We start from the raw sequence: 25,323 nt of genomic DNA, 5'->3' as shown, positions 1-25,323 counted from the left end.
CCTGAGTCGGAGGCACGGTTCATGCCGCATTGCCGTACGGCACAGCCGTGCCCCGGGGTTCGGTCACCAGATGCCGGGCGAGTTGTCAGGGCGCTGGAGCGGTCGTGGCGCCGGGTACGTTGCCGTGAGGAGTTCTGGGGTCCGTATCGCCCTCGCCACCGCCTCGGAAACCGTTTGAAAGGCGGCGTGTAGTTCCTCCGGGTCTTTCGCCGTAAGAGGCTGAAGATCCGGTCGGGCAAGGTACTCCCTCAACATCGTCGTGTCCGCGTCTCCCCCGATGGCGATGGCCATTCGAAGCGCGCGTCGTCCCACCGGGGTGCGGTCGAGCTCGTCGAGGGCCGCCCGCCAGTGTTCATTGCTGTCGGTGGGATGACCGTCGGTGGCCAGGACTATCACGGACGTCAACGTGTCGGCCATGGCGGAAAGCGTGTCAAGTTGACTTGTTAGCAAGCTGAGAGGCGCGGCGAAGTTCGTACGGCCGCCCGCGGTGACGTCCTGCCACTGGAGGTCCTCGATCGGCGCTGGTCGCTGAGGGTGCCACCGCGCTTCACTTGAGAAAGTGATCACGCCCATGGTCAGCCGTGTCGTCGGCTCGCCGGCCGCGGTGCGTCGTAGCTTCGCGACCGTTCCCCGGAGCACGACGTTCAAAGCCTCGATCTTGCCCCCGGCGGCCATCGAGGCCGAGCAGTCGAGCAGGCAGAAGAGATACACGTTCCTGCTGGTCAGCCGGGCGATGCTGCGCGTCAGCATGCTGGGCGTCACAGTCTGGGCACCGGCCCGGCGGGCCATCTCGGCGATCATGAGGTCAGCGGAGACCAGCACGACGGTCCGCCCGGCGTCCTCCTCTCGTACGAGCCGAACTATCAGATCATCGACAGCCGACTCCGGACTGAGCAGCACGCGCACCCCGCGAGGAGAGCTGAAGGTGGTCGATGTGTCCGGCGGCCCCAGGTCGAACACGCACGTGATCTCTTTCCGCGACCTGGAGGCCAGGCCGGCGAGGCCGGCGAGCAACCGCGACCGCCGGTCGGCGAGCGGCAGGTCGCGATACGCGTTCGCGGCGACGTTGTCCCCGTCGACGATGAGGTGGACATCCGGCGATTTCAGCAGCAGATCGAGCGGATCGTCGGACTCGCCGGGTTGGCCCGCCGTCACCGCCACGTTGACGCGCAGTTCGTCGCCGTCGCCGAGCCCCGCGTCATGCACCATCTGATCTGGGTTCAGACGGCGGTGAGTTCCATCGGGGGCGATCCAGTCGAGCGCGGTTTCGAGAAGACGATCGTCAACACCCTCATGGAGGTAGTTCGCCAGCACAGTCTGCGAGATGTCGGCCAGGTGAGTCGTCGTCGGCACGGCGTGGAACGTGAACTCCCGTCCGTCGGGCCCCTGCACGCGCAGCGTGCTCAGTGTGGAGGGGCGGAAGGGATAGCGCTGGAATTCGACGCGCGCGTCGGGATTTCCCTCGCCCACGATCGCGCGGATCCTGCTCAGGGCGTCGTCCGACCGCTCGCCCGGGTCGGTGATGAGCACGGCGCACTGCTCGGCGGTGCCGTACAGGAGCGTGGCCTTGGCGTCGAATCTGGCACGTAGCAGGTGCGTCAAGTCGTACGGGTCATATCTGCCGGACAGGATGACGACCGGATACAGGGTTTGCTCAGGAGACTCCCCGTCGCCGCTTTCGCTGGGAGTGTCCTCAGCCGGCAGCACAGAGATCCACGCGAGTACGGAGAAGTTCTTGATCCGCACCTTGGTACGTCTCAAATCCGGGAGAAGTCGCCGGATGGCCTCGTCAGAGTCGGTCTCGCGGTAAAGCTCGTCGGTCATGCCCACCGCGATGTCGCCATTCTCGCTCCGGGTCAGCGCGAGCCGTAGCTCCGTCGAATCGAGTACGCGGAAGACTTCTACCAGCGGTTGCGCGGACGGGCCGGTCGCCGCGAGGTTGACCATGCCATGACCGAGCGCGATGCGAAGCCGGAGCCGAGCCTCTCTTCTGACCGCACGGTTCAGCAGGGAGACGGCGTCTCGCATGCCGGTGAGGAACTCCGGTAGGACCCGGCTGACGTCGACGCTGCGCGGTAGGAGCAAGAGCAGGCCGTCACCGGATTCCTCTATGAGGAAGTCATCGGGATCCACACCGGCCAATCGGCACGCGTCGGTGACGGCGACCCGCAACCGGTGCCGCGTCTCGACCTGTCGCTGGTGGTTCAGGCTGCTATGGGCGAAAACATCGACCGCGACGCACAGGCGCCGCTCGAAGCGAGCGGCCTCCTCGACCGGGTCGCTCGCCCGCTGGTCGATGTGGTCTTCGAGAAGTGAATCATCGACCTCGGCCGCGACCGCGTAGCCGGTGGCACGGGCGACGGAGAACTTGGCGAGCACCGGACGCGTCACGGTGGGGATGTCGCCGGCCGCCTCGGCGTTGACGCCGGCCGGTAGCTCGATCGTACGTATCACGACGCCGCGCGGAGTGACGATGGTGAGCCACAGGGAGCGGTCGCCGAGCGTCTCGTCGGGGGTGACGACGAACTCGGCCGGGCCGTACGACCCGCCGAAGCGGTGCACGATGACGCTGGCGTCGTGCACGGCCGCGACGGAGAAGCCGGTCGACCCGTCCAGCACGCAGGTGAAGGCGAACTCTTCCTCCTCGTACGGCCAGTCCCGGATGGGACCCGCGAGGCGGAGATCGACCGCGACCAGATGCGGGCGCCCCGCTGTCATGGAACGCGGCCAGCTCACCACGGGTTCCAGTCGCAGCTGGGCGTCGGTGGCGGGAGTCATGGCGCCCCCTTGGCAGCGTCGGGGGAGACCAGCGTGCGCGGGCTCCCGTAACAGACGTACATGAATCTGTAGAGCAGTGGAAGCAGTTCCCTGTTGGCTCCTGGTCCCGCGACGGCCGCGAGGTCCGCCGGTGTCAGGCCGGCGGCCTTGGCGCGCAGGTCACGCACCGCCTCGGCCACCGATCGTCCCGGATTGTCGCGCAGGTGCTGGAGCAGTTCGCGGGCCATCTCATGGGCCGGGCCGTCGCCGACCGCGCCGTTGGTCGCGAGCACCCCGGCGGCGCCCGACCGCAGGAAGACCTCCGAGAACCCGCGCAGCACCCGGTCGTTGAACCGCTTGGTGTCGTAGCCGAGCGAGCCCGAATGGCAGGCGTTGAGGAAGACGAAGGTCGCCGCGGGGCGTAGCCGGGGGAACTTCATCGGGTCGACGTGCAGGAGCGGCAGCGTGCCGAGCGCGCACTCGGAGAGCTGCTCGCCGAACTTCCCGTGGCAGGCGACGTACACCAGGGCCAGGGCGTCGCCGTCGAGCTTGAGCGCCTTGGTCAGGTCGTACATGGTGCTGCTGGGCTCGACCCGGTAGCCGGTGAGCAGTGAGTGGTCGCGGTTCATCTCGGGGTCGATGTAGGCGGCGACCGAGCCGGTGCATTCGTGGGACGAGCGGTAGTCGCGCACCGTCTCCGGCCAGGCGGTGCGGATGGACAGCCATCGGGTGATGGTCACGACCCCGCCCAGCCAGCCTTCGGCACGGCCGGAGTCGTACTCCAGCCAGAACAGCTCCCACGGGATCCGATATCCCGTGTCGTCCCAGATCACGAGCTGGAACCGGTCCCCGTGCACGGCAAGGCGCCGGTCGAGCCACCGGGTCAGCTCCGTTTTCGGGCGCGACCAGATCTGCATGAAGCTCAGGACGTCGGCGGGCAGCTCACCACCGGAGGACACGAGCGACCCCAGGTCCAGATCGGGCTTTCCGTACACCTCCGCGAATTCGGTCGCCTCGCCGCAGCAGCAGACGCCGCGCAGCCGGAAGCCAGGCGTCTCCTCCTTCCGCCGGAACGGGACGACCGTGAGAAGGGCCATTCCCTCCGGCAGCCCAGCGCCGAGATCGGCCTCGACGACGTCGAAGACCATGGGGTCACCGGCGGCACCGGGCTTGCCGGCGGTCATCGTCGCCGGGCCGCCCGTCACGCTGGCCTGCGTCACTGCGGGACGTTGGCCCACGGCCGGCGGCATCAGGCGTTCGGCGCCGGGAATGCCGGAGCCACCCTTGCCGCCCGCATCGCGCCGCGACCCCCCGAAGACGGCACTGAAGAACCGGCGACGATTCTCCATGGTCATCCGGAGCCCCCCGCATCGCCGGACATGTCCTCCATATCATCCAGGACATTCGAACGGTCCAGCGTGTGGAAGCCGCCCGGGACGATCAAGCCGCCCAGGGCGGTGGCGAGAAGTGTCGTGAGGTGGGAGCCGGGACGTGGCCCGGGATCGACGACGACGCTGCGCACGCGGTGCAACGCGCTGATCTCGCCCGCCACGCCGAGCGCGTCGTCGACCCCCTCCCTGGCAACCCGCTCAGGCAGGGACTTCGCCCGGCTCGCGGCAAGAGGAACGTTGGCGCGCCCGTCGGTGACCACGACCAGTACCGCCTCGACGACGGCCGCGTCCCCCTGCTGGGTCTCGCGGCGCAGCAGTCGTGCGGCCAGGCTGAGACCGTGCGCGAGCGGTGTGGCCCGGCCGGGCCGGCGTTCCAGGGCCGTCGCGACGCGGGGATCAAGAAGGCCGCGTGCCGCGAACCGCTGCGCGCACAGTTCGTCGGAGGCGTCGGCCGCGCCCACCTCCACGACGTCGACCGGCGCCCGGGCCGCGTACGCCCATCGCAGATACGGCGCCAGCGGGCCGTACCAGTCCCACCCATGGTGGCAGGTGTGGTCGAGCAGCAGCACGAGCAGGCGGCTCGGTCGCGGCGCCCGCCGGTGACCGCGCAGGTCCACCGCTTCGACGTGCAACCGGTGGCCCGCCTGGAAGTGGTCCGGGCCGCACCGCAGCGTCTGGAACTTCGCCGACTCCAGCAGGGTCGCGGCCATCGCGATGTCGCGCACCTCACGCGCGGGCCCGGTGCCGATCGGATGCCCACGAGGCGGTCCGCCGCCGGCCCGCCGGTGCCAGGGGACGCGCAGCGGGTACTCGTCGTGCTCGGGGTCGGCGTGGTCTTCGGGGTAGGGATCGCCGGAGGTCTCGGCGTCCGGCAGCGGCCCGCTCGGAAGCGGCGTGCCTTCCCCCGCGGGCACGTCGAGATGGCCTGCCTCGTGGTCCGCTCCACCTTCGACGGGTACCCAGGGTGCGCCCGGTTCGATGAGCCGTTCCGGTCCTGACGGATCGTCCGGTCGCGTCGTGGGGGAGAGCCCGATCAGGCGTGCGGCGGCATCGACGTGCTCCCGCTCGACGACGGACTCGTCATCCAGTGCCGCCAGCGCGCGGGCGATCCTGGCCAGCGCCAGGTCGCGGCGGGTCCCGGCCGCGGCGGGCGGCACCAGTTCCACGACGCCTTCGGCCGCGGCCATCGAGAGTCCGGGAAGCCGCCCCGCCCCCATGGCCCGTCGCCACTGAGGATCCGGCTCGCCCAGCACCGCCGTCCGATCCCCGGCCGCCCGGAGTCCCTCGGCCTCCGCGGCCGAGCGGGCGGGAACGTCCTTCCGCAGGCCCGCGGCGTCGACGCGAACCGCGAAGCGGTCGAGCAGATGCTGGGAGACCCGGCCCACCTCGGCGCGACGGCAACAGGCGATCCAGTAGTCCGCAGGCCGCCAGCGCATCCGCATTCCGGCTCGCTCCAGATGCACCACGTCCGCCCCGATCGTGGCGACCGCCGCGCGGGCGCCCGCCAGGCCGAGCAGGGCGAGGTCGGGCACCACGACCACGCCGGGCGGCCGGTCGGCGCCCACCAGCGGCCCGTGCTCCAGCCGGAAGCCGTTGGTCTCACCCGGCCGAGGGCGGATCCGCGTCCACAGATCGTCGTCGGTGGCCGTGGCCCCCAGCATGCTGATCGCGGGCGAGCCCCCGACCAGGCCGGCGAACCACCGCACCACCGGCACTATGAGGTCCGCGTCCAGGTCGAACAGGAGGATCCCGGCGAGGCTCCGGTCGAGCGCGGCACAGGCCAGCGCCGTGGCGACCCGCTCGCGGACGTCCATCGCTAGTCTCCCGCGTCCGCCGTGAGGATCTCTCCCGCCTCCGCCGCGAGAAGCCCGGCGAGGCGCTCCTCGTCCTTGGCGGTCCACTCGAGCCCTTCCCCGTACGCGGCCTCGCGACGGCGGTGTGCGATCGCCTGCGGTGCGACGGCCCGGACGTCCTGCGGCGTCAGCTCCGAACGGCCCGCGAGGGCCGCCGTCGCGCGGGCCGCCTGGGCCATGACGATCTCGCCGCGGTGCCCCGCGACCTGGAACTCCGCGGCGATCCGGGCGCACAGCGACAGGGCGTCATCGCTGAGCCGCACATCGGCGACAGCCTCGCGTGCGGCCTTCAGCGTGTCCCGGCGCTCGCGGTCGAGAGCGGCGCCCCGGTCCAGCCACGCGGAGGCCGGCCTGACGCGCTCCTCCTCGAAGCGCAGGACCGTCCGCAGGATCTCGCGACGCACCAGCGGGTCGAGTTCCGCGCTCACCGGGACCAGCAGGCCGAACCGGTCGAGGAGCTGGGGGCGCAGCGTGCCTTCCTCGGGATTCATGGTGCCGACCAGGGTGAAGGACAGCGCGATCTCCGGCTGGTCCAGGCCCTCGCGCTGTACGGCCAGCAGGCCGGTGGAGACCACGTCGAGGATGAGGTTGACGATGTGGTCGTCCAGCAGGTTGACCTCGTCGATGTAGAGCATGCCCTGTCCACCCGCTTGTTCGAGCAGTCCGGGTTGGGGCTCGGTCTTCCCGGCCATCAGGGCGTCGATCCTCCAGCCCCCGATGACCCTGTCGTCGGTCACGTTCATCGGCAGCGTCACCGGCAGCTCGCCGTACATCATGCGGGCGAACGCCCGTACGATCGTCGACTTGGCTGTGCCACGCTCCCCGCTGATCAGCACCCCGCCCACGGGCGGCATCACGTACGAGATCTCGAGAGCACGTCGCAGAGCGTCCTGCCCGACCACGTAGCTGTACGGCAGCAGCGGAAATGTCGCGGCCTCAGGCATTCTTCCGGCCGTTCCAGCGCATGGAGATCTGCAACTGGGCCCCGCTGGTCGACTCGACGATCGCGGCGCCGACCTTGGCGTCCAGCTTCACCGCGAATTGCAGCTCCAGCTCGTCGGGCCGTGTGTCCTCGGGCATCTCGTCGAGCTTCCGCTTGACCTCCGCCGCGCACGACCGTACGAGGTCGACGGCCTCGGAGAACAGGGGCTCCGCCAGCTTCATGACCTTCTCCCGCACGCTGCGGGTGGCCTCCTCGTCGTAGACGTCGGAGAGGTCCGTACGGGGCGTCTCCTCCAGCTCGATCTGGATCGGGCGCATTCCCTCGCCGGCCGGCACCGCCACGACAACCATCCAGTGGTCCTTTCTCCTATCCACACTCCGCTGACATGCAAAGTCTGCATAGGAAAGCGAGGGATTGTCCCTGACTTGCGGGAGAGGGCCGGTTTAATTCCGTGATTGAACGTGGCCCAACGTCGCCTACGCGTCTTTCACCCGGCGTGCGACGCCGTACAGGGCCGGCCGTCGCAGACGTCGACCACCACGCCGTACTTGAGGAAGTACGCCTTTTGCCGACGTGCCGTCGCGTCGGCCCGCGGGTCCTCGTGGGAGTCGGTGCCGTACTGCGGGCCCAGCGGAGGCGTGTTGGTGACCGGGGGAGCGGGTGTGCCGCTGTCCCAGACCACCATCGCCGAACCCGGATAGGGCCGGCGCGGCAGCGCCGGGATGCCCCAGTAAGCGACCACGTCGGGGTTGCGCCCCGCCGCGATCGCGGGCTGGTGGACCCGGGCGCCGATCGTCCGCGCCTCGACCTCGGCGGCGACCGTCGACACCTGGTGATCACCGAACGCCACCTGCATCAGGATGTGGTGGCGCGGCGAGCCGGGGAGCGGGTCGTGACCCAGGTGCTGGACATACCCGTTGGTCTCTGCCCGGTCCCACAGGATCTGGATCAACGCGAAGCACAGCTGCTGGTCCAGCTTGTCGGGGTAGTACCCGTTCATGACCTGCTGGAAGGGCTGAAAGTCGACGCTCCGGTTGAGCAGCGTGCTGTAGTTCATCCCCGGCACCCCGAGCACGCCCCTGCGCACGTCGGGTGACACGGCGACCAGCGCGCCGCCCGCGATGGAGCCCTGGCTGTTGCCGTCGTAGGCCAGGTCCGTGTGCCAGTCGATCAGCGAGCGCCCCTTGCCGTCCTGGAACGCCTTGTCGCTTGCCAGCCCATCCCTAGTGATCATGGTGCGGCCGAGGAACACGAAGTTCAGCAGGCTCTGCTGGAGCCGGTCGATCACGCTGTCGAAGCGGGAGAAGTCGGCGAACACCCCGCCGACGTTCGGGATGTCCTCGTCCGCCATGCCGATCCACTTGGTGGCGCAGAACAGGAAGTCGTGCTCGCCCGCCATGGCCCTGACGTTCGAGGCCCGGACCTCGGTGATCCTGCCGAGCAGGCCGTGCCCGTACAGGGACGGGCGCGCGGGCTTGGTGAACGCGGCACGCGGGATCTCGCACTGGAACTGGGCGTGCATGTCGTCACCGAGCTGCTTCGGCCTGCCGTACGCGTCGCGGTTCAGCACCGCGCCGGGCGGGGCGCCCGCCTGGTTGAGGTAGTTGGGCACCAGGAACTCGCCCTTGACCTCTCGCGCGATGTTCGCGTCCTGCTCGGGGGTGAAATCGGTGACCGTCGTGACCGTGAACTGCGGCGACCTGCCGCGCAACCGGCCGAGTGCCTGGTCGCGCATCCACAGCACAGGTCCGGCGAGGCCTTGCTCGCTCGCGATGGTGAAGTCCCACGCCAGATAGAGGTTCTCGCTACTCACCCCGGCCCGGGTGAGGTCCTGGAGCGTACGGCGGAGCGCGGGCTGCCGCCCGGCCAGCGGGTCGTCGCCGGGAAGCGTGGCTCCAGCGAGGCGGGTGAACGTCTCAGGCGCGGCGATCAGGGATCCGGAGGCATCCTTGAGGTTCCGGAGCGCGACGGCGTAGCGATGGCCTTCCAGGAAGTTCCTCGCTGGGCGGATGATCAGTGCCTGCCGCGCGGGGTCGGTGGCGTTCGCGTCCAGTTCCGCCCAGTACGGCCAGCGCTCGCCGGTGCGGGTGTCCACGATGACGATCGGGGCGTCCCGCTTCAGAGACCGGCCGACGTCGGTCACCGGAGCGGCCGCGGTCGCGGCGAGGTCGACGCCCGGAACGTGGGCGAGCAGCATCGAGCCGGGTGAGAATCCGTCGGACCGGTTCCATGCCGCCGGATCGATGGTCTTGCCCGCGGCGTTCGCGGGGGTCATCGCGCTGGTCAGGTTGAGCCGGAGCCCCGTAGGCGTGCGGGCGCTCGTCGTGAACCAGTTGTTGGGGAAAGGCAGCAGGCAGTCGGCTCCGGCCATCGGATCGCATCCGGGGGCAGGCGGGGACCCGGTCGGGGTGGATGTGGTCGGGGCGAGTGTGGCTGACGCGGACGCGGCGAGCGCGGGTGAGCCCGCGATCACCGAGGCCATCAGGGTCAAGATCGAGAACGGTCGACGCAAGCGCACATGCCCTCCCGGGTCCGAATTTCTCCGTTGAAGGTGACACCTGCGTCGAGGTTTTTGGGGGAAATGACCAAATTGCAATCATTCATGGCAGAGCAATCACTTGGCCCGCGTCAGCGGTTCGGGACATCCAAGCCCGGGCTGACTCCGGGGGTCCCCGTCGCCGCGGAAGCGGAAAGGTCGCGGGCGGGAATGGGGCCCCTGTTAACAGCCCATTCCCGCCCGTGAGGTGTTCGCCGTGCGTCAGCCGGTGAGGGAGTTCTTGACGATCTCGCCGATCCGCTCGACCGTCGTGTAGTCCCCGGCGGAGACCCGGTTCTTGGTCAGGGCGAAGGCCACTCCCGTGGCGGTGTCGGCGTACGCGGCCGTCCCGCCGCTGCCCGCCATCCCGAACACCGTCGGGGCCGGGGACGCGTTCAGCGAGGGGAAGCCGATGTTGTACCCCAGCGCTCGCGTGCTCGGGAACCCGACGACCTCGTCCACGCCGCTCATCGCCACCGAGGTGATCTCGCGCAGCCGCTCGGGCGAGACCAGCCGCACCCCGTCCACCTCGCCGAGCAGCGCGGCGTACATGCGCGCCACGGCGCGGGCGGACATGGTGCCCCCAGCGGGGATGTCGGACGTCAGCACGTCGGCGCGGTTGCCGAAGGCGGCGTCGGGAAGCGCCGCCATCGGCGCCGCCGTGTAACCGTGCACGACCCTGAAGAACGGGATGCCTTCGAGCATGTCCGCGGTCATCTCGGGCCCGCCCGACGGCTCGTCCAGCCGGGCCAGCGTGCCGAGCTGGGACTTCGGCACGCCGAAGAACAACTCGTCGGCGACCCTCAGCGGACCCGCGACCTGCTCCCGCAGGACCTGCGAGATCGGCAGCCCGGTGACGCGGCGGACGATCTCACCGACGATGTAGCCGAACGACTGGGCGTGGTACCCCGTCTTGGTGCCCGGCTCCCACCACGGCTCGGCGTCCGCGACCGCCGCGCACATCTTCTCCCAGTCGCACAGGTCCTCAGGGGTGGTGGCGGCGGGCAGGCCGGGCACGCCGGTCGAGTGGGTCAGCGCGTGACGTACGGTCGCGGCCTGCTTGCCGTGGGCGCCGAACTCCGGCCACAGCTCCACGATGGGGGTGTCGTACGTGAGTACGCCGCGCTCGGCGAGCACGTGCACGACGGTGGCGGTCACCCCCTTGCCCGTCGAGGTGGCGTAGAACGGGGTGCTGGAGATGACCGGGCGTCCGGTCGCCGCGTCGGCGGCGCCCGCCACGGCGTCCACCACCAGCTCGCCTTCCCGGTACACGGCCACCTGCACGCCCGTCTCGGCACCGGACTCGACGAGCTGGTCGATCGCGACCTGAACCTGCTTCTGCGCGTCACTCATGATCGGTTCCTCTTTCTTGGTTGCGGCATGTCTGGTTGTTGAGACGGCGGGAGCGCCCGGAAGGAATCGCGGCGAGCCGTCAGCGCCCGGAGGCGACGTCGCGCCGCGAGACCGCGACCAGCACGGCGGGCTCCGCCCCGGGGTTGTAGAGCACGTGGACGGGCAGGCCGTGGAGCCAGAGGATCTCGCCGCGTCCGAAACCACGGCAGCGACCGTCTGAGCAGAGCAGCTCGATGCGCCCGCGCTCGACCACGACGATGGCGTCCCGCCACTCGGCCTCGTCGTAGACCCGCGCGCGGCCGGGGGAGACCACGACCGTACGGAGGGCGAAGGCAGGCGGGAGCCGCCTGCCGAGGAAGGACGGCAGGCGGGGGGCGTCGTCCATCACAGAGCCGGCGGCAGGCCGAACAGCGGGAAGTACTGGTCGCCGAACGTCGTGATCTCGGCGATCAGGCCGTCCTCCACCCGCAGGACGCCGAGCCAGGAGGGCCGGTACGCGCTGTCGCCCGCCTTGCGGAGGTACGCCGCGGCCACCGGCTGCCGGTTCGCCCACGTGGGCAGCACCCGCCAGTCGCCCCACGCCTCTGGACCGACCATGGCGGGCGTCCACGCCTCGACGATGGCCTTGCCGCCCCTGATCCAGATCGGCTGCGGCGGCATCGTCTGCCACGCGTCGTCGCGCAGCACCCCGGCCAGGATGGCGGGGTCGGCCTGCTCCACGGCATCGATGTAGCGCTGCAGCACCGCGCGCTCCTCGCGCGTCGGATCCTTGGACGGCGTCCACTCCGACCGCCGCGGCGGCAGATGCTCCTTCAGCGCCGGGCGTGCCCGCTGCAGCGCGCTCTTCACCGCGGTGACGCTGGTCGAAAGGAGCTCGGCGGTCTCCTTGGCGGGCCAGCCGAGCACGTCGCGAAGGATCAGCACCGCCCGCTGCCGGGCCGGCAGGTGCTGGATCGCGGCCAGGAACGCCAGCTCGATCGTCTCCTTGGCGACGACCGTGGCGTCCGGCTCGGCGTCTCTGCCCGCGACGGGCTCCAGCAGCCGGTCCGGGTACGGCTGGAGCCACATGACCTCGGTGGGGGCCGGCGCCGGCGCGCCGGGATCGGCCAGCACCGGCTCCTGCCGGGCCCGCGGACCGCGCGGGTTGCGGTCGAGGAAGTCCAGGCACGCGTTGGTCGCGATGCGGTACAGCCACGCCCGGAACGTCGAGCGCCCCTCGAAGGTCTCCCGCCTGCGCCAGGCGCGCAGGAACGTCTCCTGGACCAGGTCCTCGGCGTCCTCGAACGAGCCGAGCATGCGGTAGCAGTGGATCTGCAGCTCCCGCCGGTAGCCGTCGGTGAGCACGCCGAACGCCGCCTCGTCACCGGCCCGCGCCGCGGCCACCACCTCGGCGGCCTCGACCCGGCCTTGCCCGTCCTCGACCTTCTCCACCGTTCACCCTCCGCCCTCATGGGGCGCCCCGCTGGACGCACCTGACGGACCTATGACGACGCGCGCCCAGAAAAGGAATCGCTCGAACCGCATCCCGAGCTTTCCGGTGTGAACAGCCTCATCGGCCGAGCCGGCCGAGCCGGTGTGCGGCTCGGGCGAGGGCCTCCTCGGTCTCGGCGCCGAGCCGGCGCACCAGCTCGCCCGCGGGCACCTCCTCGGCGAGCCGGAACCCCTGCCCCGCCCACAGGTTGATCGCGCCGGCGTCGCCCGCCTTCCTGGCCGCCGCCCGCAGCGGGGCGGTCAGGTGGTGCACCTGCGGGTACGCCGAGGGAGCCTCGCCGGTGTGCTCTTCGAGGAAGCGGTTGACCAGCCCCCTGGCCCGCCGGCCGGTGAACGCCCGGGTGACCGCCGTACGGTCGTACGACCTCAGCGCCTCGCGGTGCGCGACGCTCGTACCGGCCTCGGGCGCGAGCAGGAAGGCGGTGCCGAGCTGGGCGGCGACGGCTCCGGCGGCCAGCACCGCCGCGACGCCCGCCCCGTCGGTGATGCCACCCGCGGCCACCACGGGCAGGGGCGTGAGCCGAAGCGCCAGCCGGAGCAGGACCAGCAGCCCGAAATCGCCCGCATCGTCGGTGAACCCGCCCCGGTGGCCGCCCGCCTCGATGCCCTGGGCCACCAGCGCATCGGCCCCGGCCTCGTGCGCGGCCGCCGCCTCGTCCGGGGTGGTGACCGTCACGATGACGTACGCCCCGGCCCGGCGCGCCTCCCCGATCACCTCCCGCGAGGGAAGCCCGAAGGTGAACGACACCACCGGCACCCGCTCCTCGGCCACGACGGCCAGCCGGTGCCGCCACTCGCCGTCGTCGTCCACGGGCACGCCCAGCGGCACGCCGTACCGCTCGGCCTCCCCGCGCAGCCGCGCCGCGTACGCGTCCACGGCGGCCCGGTCGGCCTTCTCGGCGGAGGGCACGAAGATGTTCACGCCGAACGGCGCGTCGGTGCGCGCCCGTACGGCGCGGATGCCGGCGCGCAGGGTCTCGGCCGAGTCGTAACCGGCGGCCACGAACCCCAGCCCGCCCGCGGCGGACACCGCCGCGGCCAGCTCAGGAGTCGACGGCCCACCGGCCATCGGCGCCTGGACGATCGGGTGGCGCAACTCCGGGAACTCCATCACCCCACCCTAACGACCGCCGGCTCGGCTCCCGTGCGGGCCGGCCACCCGCATTTCCATGTTCACGGTTCGCCAAAAATGTGATGCGAAATAGCAGGGAATTCCGTCATTGTTCAACCTATGCAGGCCACCCTCACCATTACTCCGGCGCAGCTTCCCGACGTGCTGTTGCACGTCGCGGTCGTGCGTCCCGTGTTCCTGTGGGGTGCGCCCGGCATCGGCAAGAGCTCGCTCGTGCGCGATTTCGCCGGCTCGCTCGGCCTCGACTGCGTGACGCTGCTCGGCACCCAGCTTGCCCCCGAGGACCTGATCGGCGTTCCCGAGCTGGTCGGCGGGCGGAGCCGCTTCGCCCCACCGGAGGCGATCGCGCGCACGGAGCCGTACTGCCTGTTCCTCGACGAGCTCAACGCCTCCGCGCCCGAGGTGCAGAAGGCGTTCTACTCGCTCATCCTCGACCGCCGCCTCGGGACGTACGAGCTGCCCGAGGGCTCGGTCGTGATCGGCGCGGGCAACCGCGCCACCGACAACGCGCTCGCCCGCCCGATGGCGTCCGCGCTGGTCAACCGGCTCGTCCACGTGCACCTGCGCGCCTCCTCGACCGACTGGCTCGTCTGGGCGGCGGCCAACGGCATCCACCCGTGGATCGTCGACTACCTCGTGCAGCGCCCCGACCACCTGTGGAGCGCGCCGCCCAAGACCGAGGAGCCGTTCTCGACCCCGCGCGCCTGGCACATGCTGTCCGACGTCATGCACTCCTACGGTGAGGCGATCGGCGACGAGACCCTCGCCATGCTGGCCTTCGGCACCCTGACCGGCGCGCACGCCTCGGCGTTCCGCGGGTACGTGAAGACCGTACGGCACGCCTACGACCTCGACGCGGTGCTGAAGGGCGACGCCTCATGGCCGCGCCGGCCCGAGGACCGCGACCTGCTGTACTTCCTGTCCGAGACGTTCCGCGCCCGCCTGATCAAGGAGCTGCCCGCCGACAGGCGGGGCGTTTCCACCGGGGGCCGCGAGCTGGCCTTCCGGGCGAAGACGCTGCTCGTAGAGCTGGCCGAGATCTCCCTGGAGTGCGCGCAGCTCGTCATCGCCACCGGCCTGGACGGCTCACCGGTGCTCCCGACCTGGTTCCTGGTCGAGGTGGGCCGCGACCTGCCCCGCCTCGTCGCAGCCCGGAGCTGAGATGGCCGCGCCCAAGAAGAGGCCGGACCCGTGGCGGGAGGCCGTGGAGCGGGGATGGCGGCTGGCGTCGGCGCACCCGATGTTCCACCACCTCGGCGCCTGCCTCCGGACGGGAGAACGCGCGGAGTTCGGCCCGCGGGACTGGGCGCTGGCGACCCCGGACGGCGGCGTGCGGCACCACCCCACGCGGCGCGCCGAGCCCGAGGAGTGGGCGTGGGTGTTCGCCCACTGCATGCTCCACCTGGGATTCGGCCACGCCGACCCGCGCTCGGCTGTGCCGCGGGACATCGGCGCGAACGCCGGCGACCGGTGGAACACGTGGCGCTCACCGCAGCACGACTACCGAGCGGCCTGCTGCCTGACCGTCGACCGCTTCCTCCGCACTCTGAAGGTCGGGCGGTGTCCCGCGCCGCTGCCGGAGGAACTGCCGCGAGAGGACGAGCGCGCGCTGGCCGACCGCTGGCGCATGTTCGGCCTGCCCGCCGAGCTGGCCCCCGCGGGATCGCCGGACTTCTGGATCGGCGAGGAGGAGGAGGCGAAGCGGGAGGACTTCCCGCGCCTGTTCGCCGCCGGCATCGCCCGGGCCGCCACCGCGGGGCTGGAGGCGGCGGGCGGGCCGCGCGGCACCGTCAGGGACCAGGCCCCAGGCCCGTGGGACGCGGCCCTGGCCTGGTTCGTCTCGTCGTATCCGCTGCTCGGCGCGCTGGCCTCGGGAATGAAGATCGTGGCCGACGTGGACGTGGCGCGGGCATGGCACATCTCGATCGCCGCCGTCAACGCGGAGGCCGCCGAGATCTACGTGAACCCGCTGGTCTCCCTGAAGGCCGAGGAGTGGCGGTTCGTCCTGGCCCACGAGATGCTGCACGCCGCGCTCCGGCACGGAGAGCGGGCCGGCGGCCGGGACCCGTACATCTGGAACGTCGCCGCCGACTACGTGATCAACGGCTGGCTGATGGAGATGGGCGTCGGCGACATGCCCGAAGGCCTGCTGTTCGACCAGGCGCTGGCAGGGTCGTCGGCAGAGGGGGTCTACGACCGCATCGCGGTCGACCTGCGGCGGTTGCGCAAGCTGGCCACCCTGCGCGGACGCGGGCTCGGCGACGTGCTCGACCGGCCGCTGCCCCATTCGGGCGCGCCAGGCCGCTACCTCGACCTGGACGAGTACTACCGGCGGGCGCTCTGCACCGGGCTCGCCTATCACCGGACCGCGGGCAGGGGGTTCCTCCCGGCCGGGCTGGAGGAGGAGATCAGGGCGCTGGACCAGCCGCCATTGCCGTGGGACGCCGCCCTGGCCCGGTGGTTCGAGGAGCACGTCCCCTCGGTGGACAGGCGCCGGTCGTACGCCCGCGCGTCACGCCGCCAGGCCGCCACGCCCGGCATCCCGCGTCCCGGGTGGATCCGCCCTGAGGAGCTCGTACGGCGCGCCACCTTCGGGGTCGTTCTCGACACCTCCGGATCGATGGACACCAGGCTCCTGGGCAAGGCACTCGGGGCGATAGCGGCGTACGCGATGGCCCGCGACGTGCCGCGCGCGCGGGTGGTGTTCTGCGACGCCGTGCCGTACGACGCGGGCTATGTCCCGGTGGAGGAGATCGCCCGCCGGGTGCGCGTGCGCGGCCGGGGCGGCACGATGCTCCAGCCGGGCGTCGACCTGCTGGAGCGCGCGGACGACTTCCCCCGGGAGGGCCCGATCCTGGTCATCACCGACGGCTGGTGCGATGCGGTGCGCGTCCGGCGCGAGCACGCCTTCCTGATTCCCGAGGGCGCCCACCTGCCGTTCCGCGCGCACGGCTCGGTCTTCCGCATGTCCTGACCCTTCAGCCGCCCGCCCGCATGCGGCGCATGCGGTTCACCTCGGCCGTCTGCGTGACCGACACGTCCTGCGCCAGCTCCTGCACCATGATGTGGGAGCCCTTCTCCAGCTCGTCGGCGGCCATGGTGATGGCGCCCAGGTGGTGGGCGATCATGAGCTGGAGGTAGAGGCGGTCGAAGCCGCCCCCGTTGGCCGCCCGCAGGGCCGCCATCTGCTCCGGGGTCGCCATGCCGGGCATGGCGTGGTGCCCGGCGTGGTGCTCGGGAACGCGCTGCCCCTGCTGGCGCAGCCACCGGATCATCGCGTTGATCTCGGGTCCCTGGGTGTCGGCGATGCGTGAGGCCATGCGCTTCACGTCGTCGGAGGCGGCGCGGGTCGCGGCGCCGGCGCTCATGTCGAGCGCCTGACGGTGGTGGACGACCATGTCCTGCATGAACACCACGTCCGCCGCGTTGGCCGAGGGGGAGGGCACCGCGGTCGCCGCCTCGGTGGGGCCGAGCGTCTTCGCCGCCTCGCCGGGCCGGCCCGGGGCGATGACCGGGGCGGTGGAACTCGCCGACGGGGTGGCTGGGGCACTCGCGCAGCCCGCCAGGGCGAGCGCGGCCGTACCGATGACGATGAGGAGCGCGAGGCGCACCCGACCTCCCTGAGGATCACTTGCCGTGCGCGTGCACCCTAACTCGGACGTGATATGTCGGTAAAGGGATCATGTCGGAAGGTTTTGCTGACAAGTTGCACTATGGCTAACTCGTCCTGTCTGGGAGAAAATCTGCCCATCTATGTTCTCCTGTGGCATTAAGTACCAAGGAGGGTCCCTGAGTGTTGTCCATCCCCCGCAGAGGCGGCCCAGCCGGCCGGTTCCTCGTCTTCGTGGGTACGGCGGCGGCCATGGCGCTGTCGGCGATACCCGCTCAGGCAGCGGACATCCCGGGCACCGACCAGATCGTGATGAGCCCGAACGTCCAGCACGTGACGAACGTGCCGAAGCCCGCGAGCATCGCGGCCACCATCAACACCGACATCGCCTTCCAGGGCAACTACGCCTATGTCGGTAACTATGGTGGCTTCTCCATCTATGACATCAAGAATCCGAAGAAGACCTCCGTAGTGAGCTCGGTGGTCTGTCCTGGTTCGCAGATGGACCTGTCCGTCTACGGCGACCTGCTGTTCGCGTCCGTCGACTCGTCCCGGTCGGACGACTCCTGCAGCAGCACGTCGCAGCCCGCGTCGGTGAAGGAGTCCTGGGAGGGCATCCGCATCTTCGACGTGAAGGACAAGAAGAACCCCAAGTACATCAAGTCGGTCGAGACCAACTGCGGCTCCCACACCCACACCCTGGTCCCTGACAAGAAGCACGGCAACGTCTACCTGTACGTCTCCTCGTACAACCCGTCGGCGAGCTTCCCCGACTGCCTGCCGCCGCACGACAAGATCTCGATCGTCAAGGTGCCGCTCGGCAACCCGACCTCGGCCTCGGTGGTGGCCACTCCCATCGTCTTCCCCGACGGCGGCAACGAGAGCCAGCCGGGCCTCGCCCTCCCGACCAGCGGCTGTCACGACATCACCGCGTACGTGGAGAAGGGCATCGCGGCCGGCGCCTGCATGGGTGACGGCGTGCTGTTCGACATCAGGAACCCCGAGGACCCGAAGGTGACGGCCAGGATCACCGACCCGAACTTCGCCTTCTGGCACTCGGCCACGTTCAACAACGCGGGCACGAAGGTCGTCTTCACCGACGAGCTCGGCGGCGGCGGCGCGGCCACGTGCAACGAGGCCACCGGGCCCAACCGCGGCGCGGACGCGATCTACGACATCGTGAACGGCCAGCTGGTGTTCAAGAACTACTACAAGATCCCCCGCTACCAGGCGGACTCGGAGAACTGTGTCGCCCACAACGGCTCGCTGATCCCGGTGAAGGGCCGCGACATCATGGTCCAGGCCTGGTACCAGGGTGGGGCGTCGGTCTGGGACTTCACCGACTCGGCCCACCCCGAGGAGATCGGCTACTTCGAGCGCGGCCCGGCGGCCGAGGGCTCCGGCGGCTTCTGGTCCGCCTACTACTACAACGGCTACATCTACGCGAGCGACTTCAACCGGGGCTTCGACGTCATCAAGATCAACGACAGGCGCACGAACTCGGCGAACGGCGTCCAAGTCGACCGTCTGAACACGCAGACCCAGGGTTCGTACCGCGACCGCGGCCACGGCGACTGGATCTGGAGCGACGAGGACTGACAGCGGTCCGAGGCGGGGGTGTCGTCCCCCGCCGCTGCCGAATCGACGGCCGGGGCGGCCTTCTCCCACCGCCCCGGCCGTCCGCCGTTTCCCGGGGTGTGCGGCCTCTGCCCGGCCGGGCGGCGTCACCGGGCCGGTGTTTCCGCCGCGTGAACGTTGCCGGCGGCCGTTGCGCGAGCATGCCTGCTTCCCGGTAAGGTTTCATGCGGCTCGGTGTTACCGTTGGTAACGCCGCGCTGGCGTGGACTTTCCCGCGTACCGGCTCCGGACCCCTTTGAGGAGTGATTCGAGATGGCGGAGAGCTCTGGCGGCTTCTGTCCGGAGACGGGCGACGACGTCCGCGAGGTACGCGACTGGGTGCACGAGTTCGCCGCGACGGTGATCCGCCCCGCCGGCGCCGAATGGGACGAGCGCGAGGAGACCCCCTGGCCCGTCATCCAGGAGGCCGCCAAGGTCGGGCTGTACTCGCTCGACTTCTTCGCCCAGCAGTGGTTCGAGGAGAGCGGACTCGGCATCCCGGTGGCGTTCGAGGAGATCTTCTGGGGTGACGCCGGCATCGGCCTGTCCATCGTCGGAACCGGCCTCGCCGCCGCCGCCCTGTCGTCCAACGGCACGCCCGAGCAGATGGGGGAGTGGCTGCCGGAGATGTTCGGCACCGTCGACGACGTCAAGCTCGGCGCCTTCTGCGCCTCCGAGCCCGACGCCGGCTCCGACATCGGCTCCATCCGCACCAGGGCCGAGTACGACGCGGTGAAGGACGAGTGGGTGCTCAACGGCGTCAAGACGTGGGCCACCAACGGAGGCATCGCCAACGTGCACGTCATCGTCGCCTCGGTCGACCCCGCGCTGCGCGCACGCGGCCAGGCGTCGTTCGTCGTCCCGCCGGGCACGCCGGGGCTCTCGCAGGGCCAGAAGTTCAGGAAGCACGGCATCCGCGCCTCCCACACCGCCGAGGTCGTCCTCGACGACGTCAGGGTGCCGGGCCGCTGCCTGCTCGGTGGCAAGGAGAAGCTGGACGCCCGCCTCGCCCGGGTACGCGAAGGCGGCAAGAGCGGCGAGCAGGCCGCCATGCGCACGTTCGAGACCACGCGGCCGACCGTCGCCGCGATGGCGGTGGGCATCGCCCGCGCGGCCTACGAGTACGCCCGCGACTACGCCCGCGAGCGGGAACAGTTCGGCCGCAGGATCGGCGAGAACCAGGCCATCGCCTTCCTGCTGGCCGACATGGCGACAAGGGTCGACATCGCCCGGCTGATGACCTGGCGGGCGGCGTGGATGGCGCGCAAGGGGCGCCCGTTCGAACAGGCCGAGGGCTCGATGTCGAAGCTGGTGGCGGGGGAGACGGCGGTGTGGGTGACCGAGCAGGCCATCCAGATCCTCGGCGGCGCCGGCTACACCCGCGAACACCCCGTCGAACGCTTCCACCGCGACGCCAAGATCTACACCATCTTCGAAGGAACGAGCGAGATTCAGCGTCTCCTCATCGGTCGGGCCGTCACGGGCCTGCCGGTGCAGTGACGTTTTCGCATGTAGAACGATTGGAATCTGCTTCGCGGGCGATGAGGCACCCGGCTTACTGGGTTGTTCCCTGATCTTGCCCGTAGCTCAGTTCTGTCTCAGTTCTGCCCGGTGACGAGCCGGGCCGGCGCATGTGCTTGTCGATGGCCTCTCGGGCTCTGTCATGTGACGTGGTGAGCATGTGGGCGTAGACACGAAGAGTTAGCGCTGGGTCCGCATGCCCGAGGTATTCGGACAGTTCCTTGATCGTCACTCCCGCCGCAAGGGTGATACTCGCGTAGTAGTGGCGAAGTTGATGCGTCCCCTCCTGGCGGGTGGTGGCGTATCTTCTCCGGCCGCGCGCGTCCTTGGTTGGTTCGGCGAGGACTCCCGCTCTGACGAGTGCGGGCTTCCAGATCGTTTCGTCGTAGTTCCGGTGGCGGACATATAGATCATCAGTTGGCCAGCGGAACAACAGGTCGTGGGTGCGTTCCTTGCCGCTGAGCCTTTCCCAGGGCAGTGTCAGCGGCCGTGGCTTGTAAGCATCAATGTGGGTTCGCAGGTAGAGCGCGACCCATTCGGGCATGGGGATGGTGCGCTGCTTGTCCATCTTCGGCAGTGCGAAGATGAAGCGGCTGCCGAGCTTTTTGATTTGCCGACGTACGTGGATGACCTTCTCGTCGAAGTCCACGTCTTCAAGCGCGAGCCCGAACCACTCACCCGCCCGCATGCCGCAGCCGGCGCCGAGGACGGGCATTGCTCGCAGGTGATCTGGGTGAGCGTCAATGATCGCCCACACCACGTCGTCTCGCCAAGCGATGACATCTTTGTGGACGTGGGCGGGTGCCTTGACGATCTCCGATCTTGCAGGGTTCCGCTTGATCTTTTCGTCAGCCAAAGCGAGATCAAGGATGCCTTGCAGCACGAGAAGCGCGGTGATCACTGTCGATGCTTCGAACCGTCCAGACAGTTCGGTAAGGGACTCCTGTATCTCTGAGGGCCTGATCGACCCCACCTTGCGCTTGCCGAATATGGGTTCGACATGGAGCCGATACATCGACTCATAACGCATAAGCGATGCTGGGTCGATACCGGCACGAGAGCCCAGCCAGCGCTTGCCGTACGCGCCGAACAGTGCCTTGCCGGCGGCAGGATCGACGTACTCGCCTCGGGCTAAGTCCTCCTCCATCTTGCGGGCGTAGTCCTTCGCGGCTTCCTTGATGCGCCTGGTTGCCGTCTTCTCTCGGCCGTCCGGCCCGATCCAGACTGCTTGCCACCGGTTCGCCCCTGGGTTCCCGCCGTTGTCGGGGTGCTTGGCGGTCTTCTTCCTCTCCGGTTTGCCCTCAGCGTCTTTGACAGTGGTGAACCACAGGTCTCTAACTCGTGCCATTCAGCGCTCCCCATCGGTTGCCGTTCCTCGGCGGAGTGGGGTTTACGTTAGTGCGGCCAAGCGCCGGCGTTGCTCGGCGAGCGAGACTCGTTGGTCAGCGGGACGGCGCTCTTTGTCTCTACTGGCGTCGTTTCGCTGCTGGGTTGGTTCAGCGGCCGCGTGGCCGCCGATCGTCGAGGAACACGCCCTGCGCTGGGCAAACGACATTTTCGACAGATTCGCTGATCTCGCGGACCGTATCTCGAATGTCCGCATCTGTCGCGCTATGGTGTGTCAAGTGCGTCCGTTGCGTCAGACGTGTCGAAGTCCACGGAGTCTCTGGCATGCGGCACGTCCCGCAACAGGCCACCCCGTAGGCACGCTCATGGACGCTCGCCCCGACCCCATCTCGCAGACTCCACGCCCTCATGGAGCCGCCACAGGAACACAGAAAAGCGCTCCCCGAACCGGGGAGCGCTGATCGAACAACTTAGCCATCGGCATCACGTGCCCCTTGTGATCAACCCCTAGGTTTGGCGGCCGGGTGAGCTGATCGCTTGGTGGCGCGTGCCCTTACACGCTTGGAGCAGACAATAGCACCTCGCCAAGCGTTCGGTCCCTCACGCCCGGAAACTTCCGGGCCCGCGTATCGGCTGAGCGCTCCCCAGAACCCCCCTGCGCAGGCGGCGTCCCGTCACTGCCAGATCCCCCGCGCCCTGCTGTACAGCAGCGAGCACAGCAGCCTGGCCGTCGCAGCATGGTGCCTGTACGAATCCCTCGGGCACCGCGCCGAGGGACGCTACCCGGCGAACGCTCGCCGCTGCTGGGTAGCTGAACGGTTCGGCACCACCGAACCCACTCTCGACCGCGCCCGCCGCGAGCTCCTCGAGCACGGGTCGTGGCTCAAGCGCGTCATCCGAGGCAAGAAGCGATCCGCATTGCACACAGCGCTCGGCAGGCCGCAGGAGACACGCCGTCCGTACGCAGCCGTGCCTGCATGGAGTCTCAACTGGATCCATGCAGGTGTCGGCCGCCCGGACGGGAAGGTCAGCCCTGACGCCTGGCGCACCTATGCCGTGCTGTGCGACCGGCTCGCCCCGACCGGCCATGACCTGACCATCGCGAAACTCTCCGAGTGGTTGGGGGTCTCCTCGGGCACCGCACGCCGCCGCCTGCATGAGCTGGAGGAGGCGGGCATGGCCGTGGTCGGTCGCACTCCTGGGATGTGGATGCACGTCCGAGCCGTCTTGGACGAGCCGAGCACGTGCGAGGCAACTCCCAGCGCGTGGTCCGAACCACACGCCTACGAGCACGTAAGGTCCGACCCCATCAGGTTCCTGGAGGCGACGTGACCGCCGACGAGCCTCTTCCATCGCTGCCGCTCGACGACCTGCCGGACGGCACGGTCAAAGTTCCACTGAACCTGCCGAGCGGCGCGGCCTGGCCCGTCGTCACGCAGATCGCTGCCCTGTCGCAGCGTACGCAGGGCTGCACCGCCTCGACCGGATATCTAGCCGAACGTCTCGGCCTGGCTCGCGAAACCATCGCCAGGACGCTCACCGAAGCGAGCCCCTGGATCGTCACGGCCAAGAAGGGCAGTCGTCGCGTGTTGCGTCTCGCGCCGATCGCCGACAGCACTCCATGGGCGCGGCTGTCGTACCGCGCGGCGGCCGGCGTCGGCTGTCGCAGCGTGGACGGGACGTGGCGGCCGCGCCGCAACCGGTCGGCGCTGCTGGAGCTGTACGCGCACCTGCGGCACGACGAGATGACCGGTGTTCACCGAACCGCCGTGCAGCTCGCCCGCGCCCTCGACGTGACTGATCGGACCGTGCGGAACCTGGTGGTGACCCTGGAGGAAGACGGGTGGATCGTCCCCTGCCGTAAGGGTGGTCGCACGGTCCACCTCACCCGGGAAGACGCGCTTCGACTGGTCCCCCAGGACGACGCACTGGAACCGGAAACTGAGGTCACATCGAACGGAAACCGAGGTCACACCGACCCGGAAACCGAGGTCACACAGAAGCAAGAGCTTGAAGCACGAACCTTGAAGCAGGATCTTTCTCTTCCCGCCGTAGGCGATCTACAGGGCCGTAAGCGCGCGAGCGGCGGCGGCGCGCTGCCGCGCGGGACGGACGAAACCAGCAGCGACGAGGAGGATCCGGGCACGGTATCGGGCCTGGACATCAGCCGCATTTACGGTTCGCTGCCCGACGAGCTGCGACAGGCGATCCCAGGTCACGGGATGCGTCGTGTTCGTTCGGCGATCCGCGCGCAGCTCGCGGCCGGTAGCCGCTCCGTCGACGAGCTCGCGGCGCGGGTGTCGCGTCGCTGGGTAGGCGGTGAGTGGGCCGGTCAGCGCATCGACGACCCCACCGCAGTGGCTATCACGCTGGTGCGGCTGGGCAGGCCCTGCGGCAACGTGCGGTGCGAGGGCGGGGCCGACCTCGACACGGGGCAGAAGTGCCGTGCGTGCTCGGGGTCTCGGCAGGTGTGGGGGTCGAGCGGGTCTGGTGTCGTGTCAGCTGGTGAGGCTTCCTCGTCGCTGGCGCCTCCGCCTGTTCGCTCGGTCCTGGATGTTCAGGGCGCTTCGACTGGGCCGAACGAGGAGTTCTTGGCAGAGCGGGCGCGGATGCGGGGCGGGAGGTCGTCGGCATGAGCCGCGAAACGACCGCTATGCGCGTCTCAGTCGCACGGAGAGCGCTTTTCACGGTGCGTCCGGTGTCTCTGGATGCGTCTAGTGCGTCAGGTGCTCTCAGAGCATCTGAGCGCGTAACCGAACTGTGACATACCGGTTTGATCACCGGTCCCTACACATACACATAGGTACTGCATAGGTGCTACGTTCAAAGGACAACACCACCGAAAAGCACCACTGACCAGCCGAAACACCGGAAGGAACGCCGTGACCGCCACAGTCCCCGCTCCCCAGCAGGTCGCCACCGACGCCCGCGAAGCGGGAGCAAGCGTCACCGACGCGCTGCACGCCATCGCCTACGCCTCAGCCGCCGGGACGCTGCACACCGAGCACGGGGGCTCATGGGACACCGCCATCGACAAGGAGATCGGGCTCGTCATGAGCGCGGCAGGCTTCACCGTCGCACTGAACTGGGGCAACGACTACGACCTCAGCGACGGGTTCAGCTACGAGCAGCTGGCCCCGGCCCACCAGGTCGAACTGCTCGGCGACGTCGTCGCCTACCTGCACATGTCCACCATCGCCTGATAGCGGAACCGCAACTAACAGCCAGCACGGCCCCGCAGACCCCACGGTCTGCGGGGCCGTCGCACGTCACGGAGGAAACGATGACCACCACCACCGCCCCGTCCGACAACGACACCGCCGTCATCGCCGAGAAGCTGCTCGACATGCTGCGACTGGTCAACTGGGCGCAAGACCAGACCCTCGCCCGCGCAGACAACGTGTACGGCGAGGTCGAGGAAGCGCTGATCCTCGCGATCTGCCAGGCCAACCCCGAGCCGTTCCGATGGAACCGGGAGATGGCACGCACGGCGATCGACCACGCCATGCTCGACGGCTGCTCGCTCCGTCAGGCCATGTACGCCACCCAGACCGGCTGAAGGAGACTCCATGTTGCTGTTCGACCTGCCCCGACTGCCCCGTGGCTGGCAGTGGAACGAGGACGGCGAAGCGCTGATCTGCCCCTGCGACCACAAGATCGAGTGGGACGGCATCTGCCCCAACGGCCACAAGTCGCCCGTCCTGGGCATGTTCTGACCGACCGCTGATAGCGGTTCCGCTATACAACCATTCGGCCCCGCGAACACCCGCGT

General features: G+C 69.6%; 21 protein-coding genes. 9 read left to right on the top strand and 12 right to left on the bottom strand.

Annotated elements, in window-relative coordinates; translation table 11 throughout:
• Positions 1 to 63: 63 nt before the first annotated feature.
• From ACOZ38_RS25755 to ACOZ38_RS25710, 10 genes are all read right to left on the bottom strand, one after another.
• Entirely contained in the window at positions 64 to 2,778 is a 2,715-nt protein-coding gene (locus tag ACOZ38_RS25755) for an NYN domain-containing protein (protein WP_424533744.1), read from the bottom strand.
• Positions 2,775 to 4,112 carry a CHAT domain-containing protein gene (locus tag ACOZ38_RS25750; protein ID WP_424533743.1) on the bottom strand — a complete coding sequence of 446 codons (1,338 nt, stop codon included), beginning with the start codon at positions 4,110 to 4,112 and terminating at the stop codon, positions 2,775 to 2,777. Before ACOZ38_RS25750 ends, ACOZ38_RS25755 begins: the two co-directional genes overlap by 4 nt.
• Positions 4,109 to 5,962 carry a hypothetical protein gene (locus ACOZ38_RS25745; protein WP_424533742.1) on the bottom strand — a complete coding sequence of 618 codons (1,854 nt, stop codon included), beginning with the start codon at positions 5,960 to 5,962 and terminating at the stop codon, positions 4,109 to 4,111. The genes ACOZ38_RS25750 and ACOZ38_RS25745 overlap by 4 nt, the downstream gene beginning before the upstream one ends.
• 2 nt (positions 5,963 to 5,964) lie before the next feature.
• Positions 5,965 to 6,945, bottom strand: a complete 981-nt coding sequence (locus ACOZ38_RS25740) for an AAA family ATPase (RefSeq protein ID WP_424533741.1) — start codon at positions 6,943 to 6,945, stop codon at positions 5,965 to 5,967.
• Positions 6,938 to 7,294: a CU044_2847 family protein gene (locus tag ACOZ38_RS25735; protein ID WP_424533740.1), complete on the bottom strand. Its 357-nt coding sequence runs from the start codon at positions 7,292 to 7,294 to the stop codon at positions 6,938 to 6,940. Before ACOZ38_RS25735 ends, ACOZ38_RS25740 begins: the two co-directional genes overlap by 8 nt.
• Positions 7,295 to 7,431: 137 nt before the next feature.
• A complete protein-coding gene (locus ACOZ38_RS25730; RefSeq protein ID WP_424537083.1) occupies positions 7,432 to 9,426 on the bottom strand; it encodes a hypothetical protein in 1,995 nt (664 codons plus the stop codon).
• A 276-nt stretch (positions 9,427 to 9,702) separates the two neighbouring features.
• The gene (locus ACOZ38_RS25725) at positions 9,703 to 10,833 is read right to left on the bottom strand and encodes a serine hydrolase domain-containing protein (protein WP_424533739.1); all 1,131 of its coding nucleotides are present in this window, start codon (positions 10,831 to 10,833) and stop codon (positions 9,703 to 9,705) included.
• 79 nt (positions 10,834 to 10,912) lie between these two features.
• Positions 10,913 to 11,218 (bottom strand): hypothetical protein, encoded by a 306-nt coding sequence (locus tag ACOZ38_RS25720; protein WP_424533738.1) that lies wholly within the window; start codon positions 11,216 to 11,218, stop codon positions 10,913 to 10,915.
• Positions 11,218 to 12,264: an RNA polymerase subunit sigma-70 gene (locus tag ACOZ38_RS25715; protein WP_424533737.1), complete on the bottom strand. Its 1,047-nt coding sequence runs from the start codon at positions 12,262 to 12,264 to the stop codon at positions 11,218 to 11,220. Before ACOZ38_RS25715 ends, ACOZ38_RS25720 begins: the two co-directional genes overlap by 1 nt.
• Positions 12,265 to 12,382: 118 nt before the next feature.
• Positions 12,383 to 13,435, bottom strand: a complete 1,053-nt coding sequence (locus ACOZ38_RS25710; protein WP_424533736.1) for a nitronate monooxygenase — start codon at positions 13,433 to 13,435, stop codon at positions 12,383 to 12,385.
• Between the two features lie 120 nt (positions 13,436 to 13,555).
• On the opposite strand from ACOZ38_RS25710, the gene ACOZ38_RS25705 reads away from it, so the two are divergent.
• Both ACOZ38_RS25705 and ACOZ38_RS25700 read left to right on the top strand, forming a co-directional pair.
• Entirely contained in the window at positions 13,556 to 14,617 is a 1,062-nt protein-coding gene (locus ACOZ38_RS25705) for an ATP-binding protein (protein WP_424533735.1), read from the top strand.
• Position 14,618: 1 nt separating this feature from the next.
• Positions 14,619 to 16,430 carry a DUF2201 family putative metallopeptidase gene (locus tag ACOZ38_RS25700; protein ID WP_424533734.1) on the top strand — a complete coding sequence of 604 codons (1,812 nt, stop codon included), beginning with the start codon at positions 14,619 to 14,621 and terminating at the stop codon, positions 16,428 to 16,430.
• 4 nt (positions 16,431 to 16,434) lie between these two features.
• On the opposite strand, the gene ACOZ38_RS25695 is transcribed toward ACOZ38_RS25700, so the two are convergent.
• The gene (locus ACOZ38_RS25695) at positions 16,435 to 17,067 is read right to left on the bottom strand and encodes a DUF305 domain-containing protein (protein ID WP_424533733.1); all 633 of its coding nucleotides are present in this window, start codon (positions 17,065 to 17,067) and stop codon (positions 16,435 to 16,437) included.
• A 185-nt stretch (positions 17,068 to 17,252) separates the two neighbouring features.
• Here ACOZ38_RS25695 and ACOZ38_RS25690 point away from each other — a divergent pair, with 185 nt between their 5' ends.
• Both ACOZ38_RS25690 and ACOZ38_RS25685 read left to right on the top strand, forming a co-directional pair.
• A complete protein-coding gene (locus ACOZ38_RS25690) occupies positions 17,253 to 18,665 on the top strand; it encodes an LVIVD repeat-containing protein (RefSeq protein WP_424537082.1) in 1,413 nt (470 codons plus the stop codon).
• 291 nt (positions 18,666 to 18,956) lie between these two features.
• Positions 18,957 to 20,183 (top strand): acyl-CoA dehydrogenase family protein, encoded by a 1,227-nt coding sequence (locus ACOZ38_RS25685; RefSeq protein ID WP_424533732.1) that lies wholly within the window; start codon positions 18,957 to 18,959, stop codon positions 20,181 to 20,183.
• A 55-nt stretch (positions 20,184 to 20,238) separates the two neighbouring features.
• Here the strand turns inward: ACOZ38_RS25685 and ACOZ38_RS25680 are convergent, their stop codons facing one another.
• Positions 20,239 to 21,552, bottom strand: a complete 1,314-nt coding sequence (locus ACOZ38_RS25680) for a tyrosine-type recombinase/integrase (RefSeq protein ID WP_424533731.1) — start codon at positions 21,550 to 21,552, stop codon at positions 20,239 to 20,241.
• Positions 21,553 to 22,112: 560 nt separating this feature from the next.
• On the opposite strand from ACOZ38_RS25680, the gene ACOZ38_RS25675 reads away from it, so the two are divergent.
• The 5 genes from ACOZ38_RS25675 to ACOZ38_RS25655 all read left to right on the top strand — a co-directional run bounded on the left by ACOZ38_RS25675 (position 22,113) and on the right by ACOZ38_RS25655 (position 25,267).
• On the top strand, positions 22,113 to 22,883 hold the full coding sequence (locus ACOZ38_RS25675; protein WP_424533730.1) for a hypothetical protein: 771 nt from the start codon (positions 22,113 to 22,115) through the stop codon (positions 22,881 to 22,883).
• On the top strand, positions 22,880 to 24,187 hold the full coding sequence (locus tag ACOZ38_RS25670) for a hypothetical protein (protein ID WP_424533729.1): 1,308 nt from the start codon (positions 22,880 to 22,882) through the stop codon (positions 24,185 to 24,187). The genes ACOZ38_RS25675 and ACOZ38_RS25670 overlap by 4 nt, the downstream gene beginning before the upstream one ends.
• Before the next feature lie 246 nt (positions 24,188 to 24,433).
• Positions 24,434 to 24,754, top strand: a complete 321-nt coding sequence (locus ACOZ38_RS25665) for a hypothetical protein (protein ID WP_424533728.1) — start codon at positions 24,434 to 24,436, stop codon at positions 24,752 to 24,754.
• 80 nt (positions 24,755 to 24,834) lie between these two features.
• Complete coding sequence (locus ACOZ38_RS25660; RefSeq protein WP_424533727.1) at positions 24,835 to 25,110, top strand: hypothetical protein; 276 nt, start codon at positions 24,835 to 24,837, stop codon at positions 25,108 to 25,110.
• Positions 25,111 to 25,120: 10 nt separating this feature from the next.
• Positions 25,121 to 25,267, top strand: coding sequence for a hypothetical protein (locus tag ACOZ38_RS25655; RefSeq protein WP_424533726.1), 147 nt, complete (start codon positions 25,121 to 25,123; stop codon positions 25,265 to 25,267).
• The last annotated feature ends 56 nt before the right edge of the window (positions 25,268 to 25,323 follow it).

The sequence above is a fragment of the Sphaerisporangium viridialbum genome (genome assembly GCF_049674955.1).
GTDB lineage: Bacteria > Actinomycetota > Actinomycetes > Streptosporangiales > Streptosporangiaceae > Sphaerisporangium > Sphaerisporangium viridialbum.
The sequence above is the reverse complement of the archived record's forward strand: the minus strand, read 5'-3'. Positions and strand labels throughout refer to the sequence as shown.

Coding starts and splice junctions, on each gene's coding strand:
- ACOZ38_RS25755 (WP_424533744.1), bottom strand. CDS start 2,778: ATGACTCCCGCCACCGACGCCCAGCTGCGACTGGAACCCGTGGTGAGC.
- ACOZ38_RS25750 (WP_424533743.1), bottom strand. CDS start 4,112: ATGACCATGGAGAATCGTCGCCGGTTCTTCAGTGCCGTCTTCGGGGGG.
- ACOZ38_RS25710 (WP_424533736.1), bottom strand. CDS start 13,435: ATGGAGTTCCCGGAGTTGCGCCACCCGATCGTCCAGGCGCCGATGGCC.
- ACOZ38_RS25730 (WP_424537083.1), bottom strand. CDS start 9,426: ATGGCCTCGGTGATCGCGGGCTCACCCGCGCTCGCCGCGTCCGCGTCA.
- ACOZ38_RS25685 (WP_424533732.1), top strand. CDS start 18,957: ATGGCGGAGAGCTCTGGCGGCTTCTGTCCGGAGACGGGCGACGACGTC.
- ACOZ38_RS25725 (WP_424533739.1), bottom strand. CDS start 10,833: ATGAGTGACGCGCAGAAGCAGGTTCAGGTCGCGATCGACCAGCTCGTC.
- ACOZ38_RS25745 (WP_424533742.1), bottom strand. CDS start 5,962: ATGGACGTCCGCGAGCGGGTCGCCACGGCGCTGGCCTGTGCCGCGCTC.
- ACOZ38_RS25700 (WP_424533734.1), top strand. CDS start 14,619: ATGGCCGCGCCCAAGAAGAGGCCGGACCCGTGGCGGGAGGCCGTGGAG.
- ACOZ38_RS25740 (WP_424533741.1), bottom strand. CDS start 6,945: ATGCCTGAGGCCGCGACATTTCCGCTGCTGCCGTACAGCTACGTGGTC.
- ACOZ38_RS25655 (WP_424533726.1), top strand. CDS start 25,121: ATGTTGCTGTTCGACCTGCCCCGACTGCCCCGTGGCTGGCAGTGGAAC.
- ACOZ38_RS25660 (WP_424533727.1), top strand. CDS start 24,835: ATGACCACCACCACCGCCCCGTCCGACAACGACACCGCCGTCATCGCC.
- ACOZ38_RS25680 (WP_424533731.1), bottom strand. CDS start 21,552: ATGGCACGAGTTAGAGACCTGTGGTTCACCACTGTCAAAGACGCTGAG.
- ACOZ38_RS25735 (WP_424533740.1), bottom strand. CDS start 7,294: ATGGTTGTCGTGGCGGTGCCGGCCGGCGAGGGAATGCGCCCGATCCAG.
- ACOZ38_RS25720 (WP_424533738.1), bottom strand. CDS start 11,218: ATGGACGACGCCCCCCGCCTGCCGTCCTTCCTCGGCAGGCGGCTCCCG.
- ACOZ38_RS25705 (WP_424533735.1), top strand. CDS start 13,556: ATGCAGGCCACCCTCACCATTACTCCGGCGCAGCTTCCCGACGTGCTG.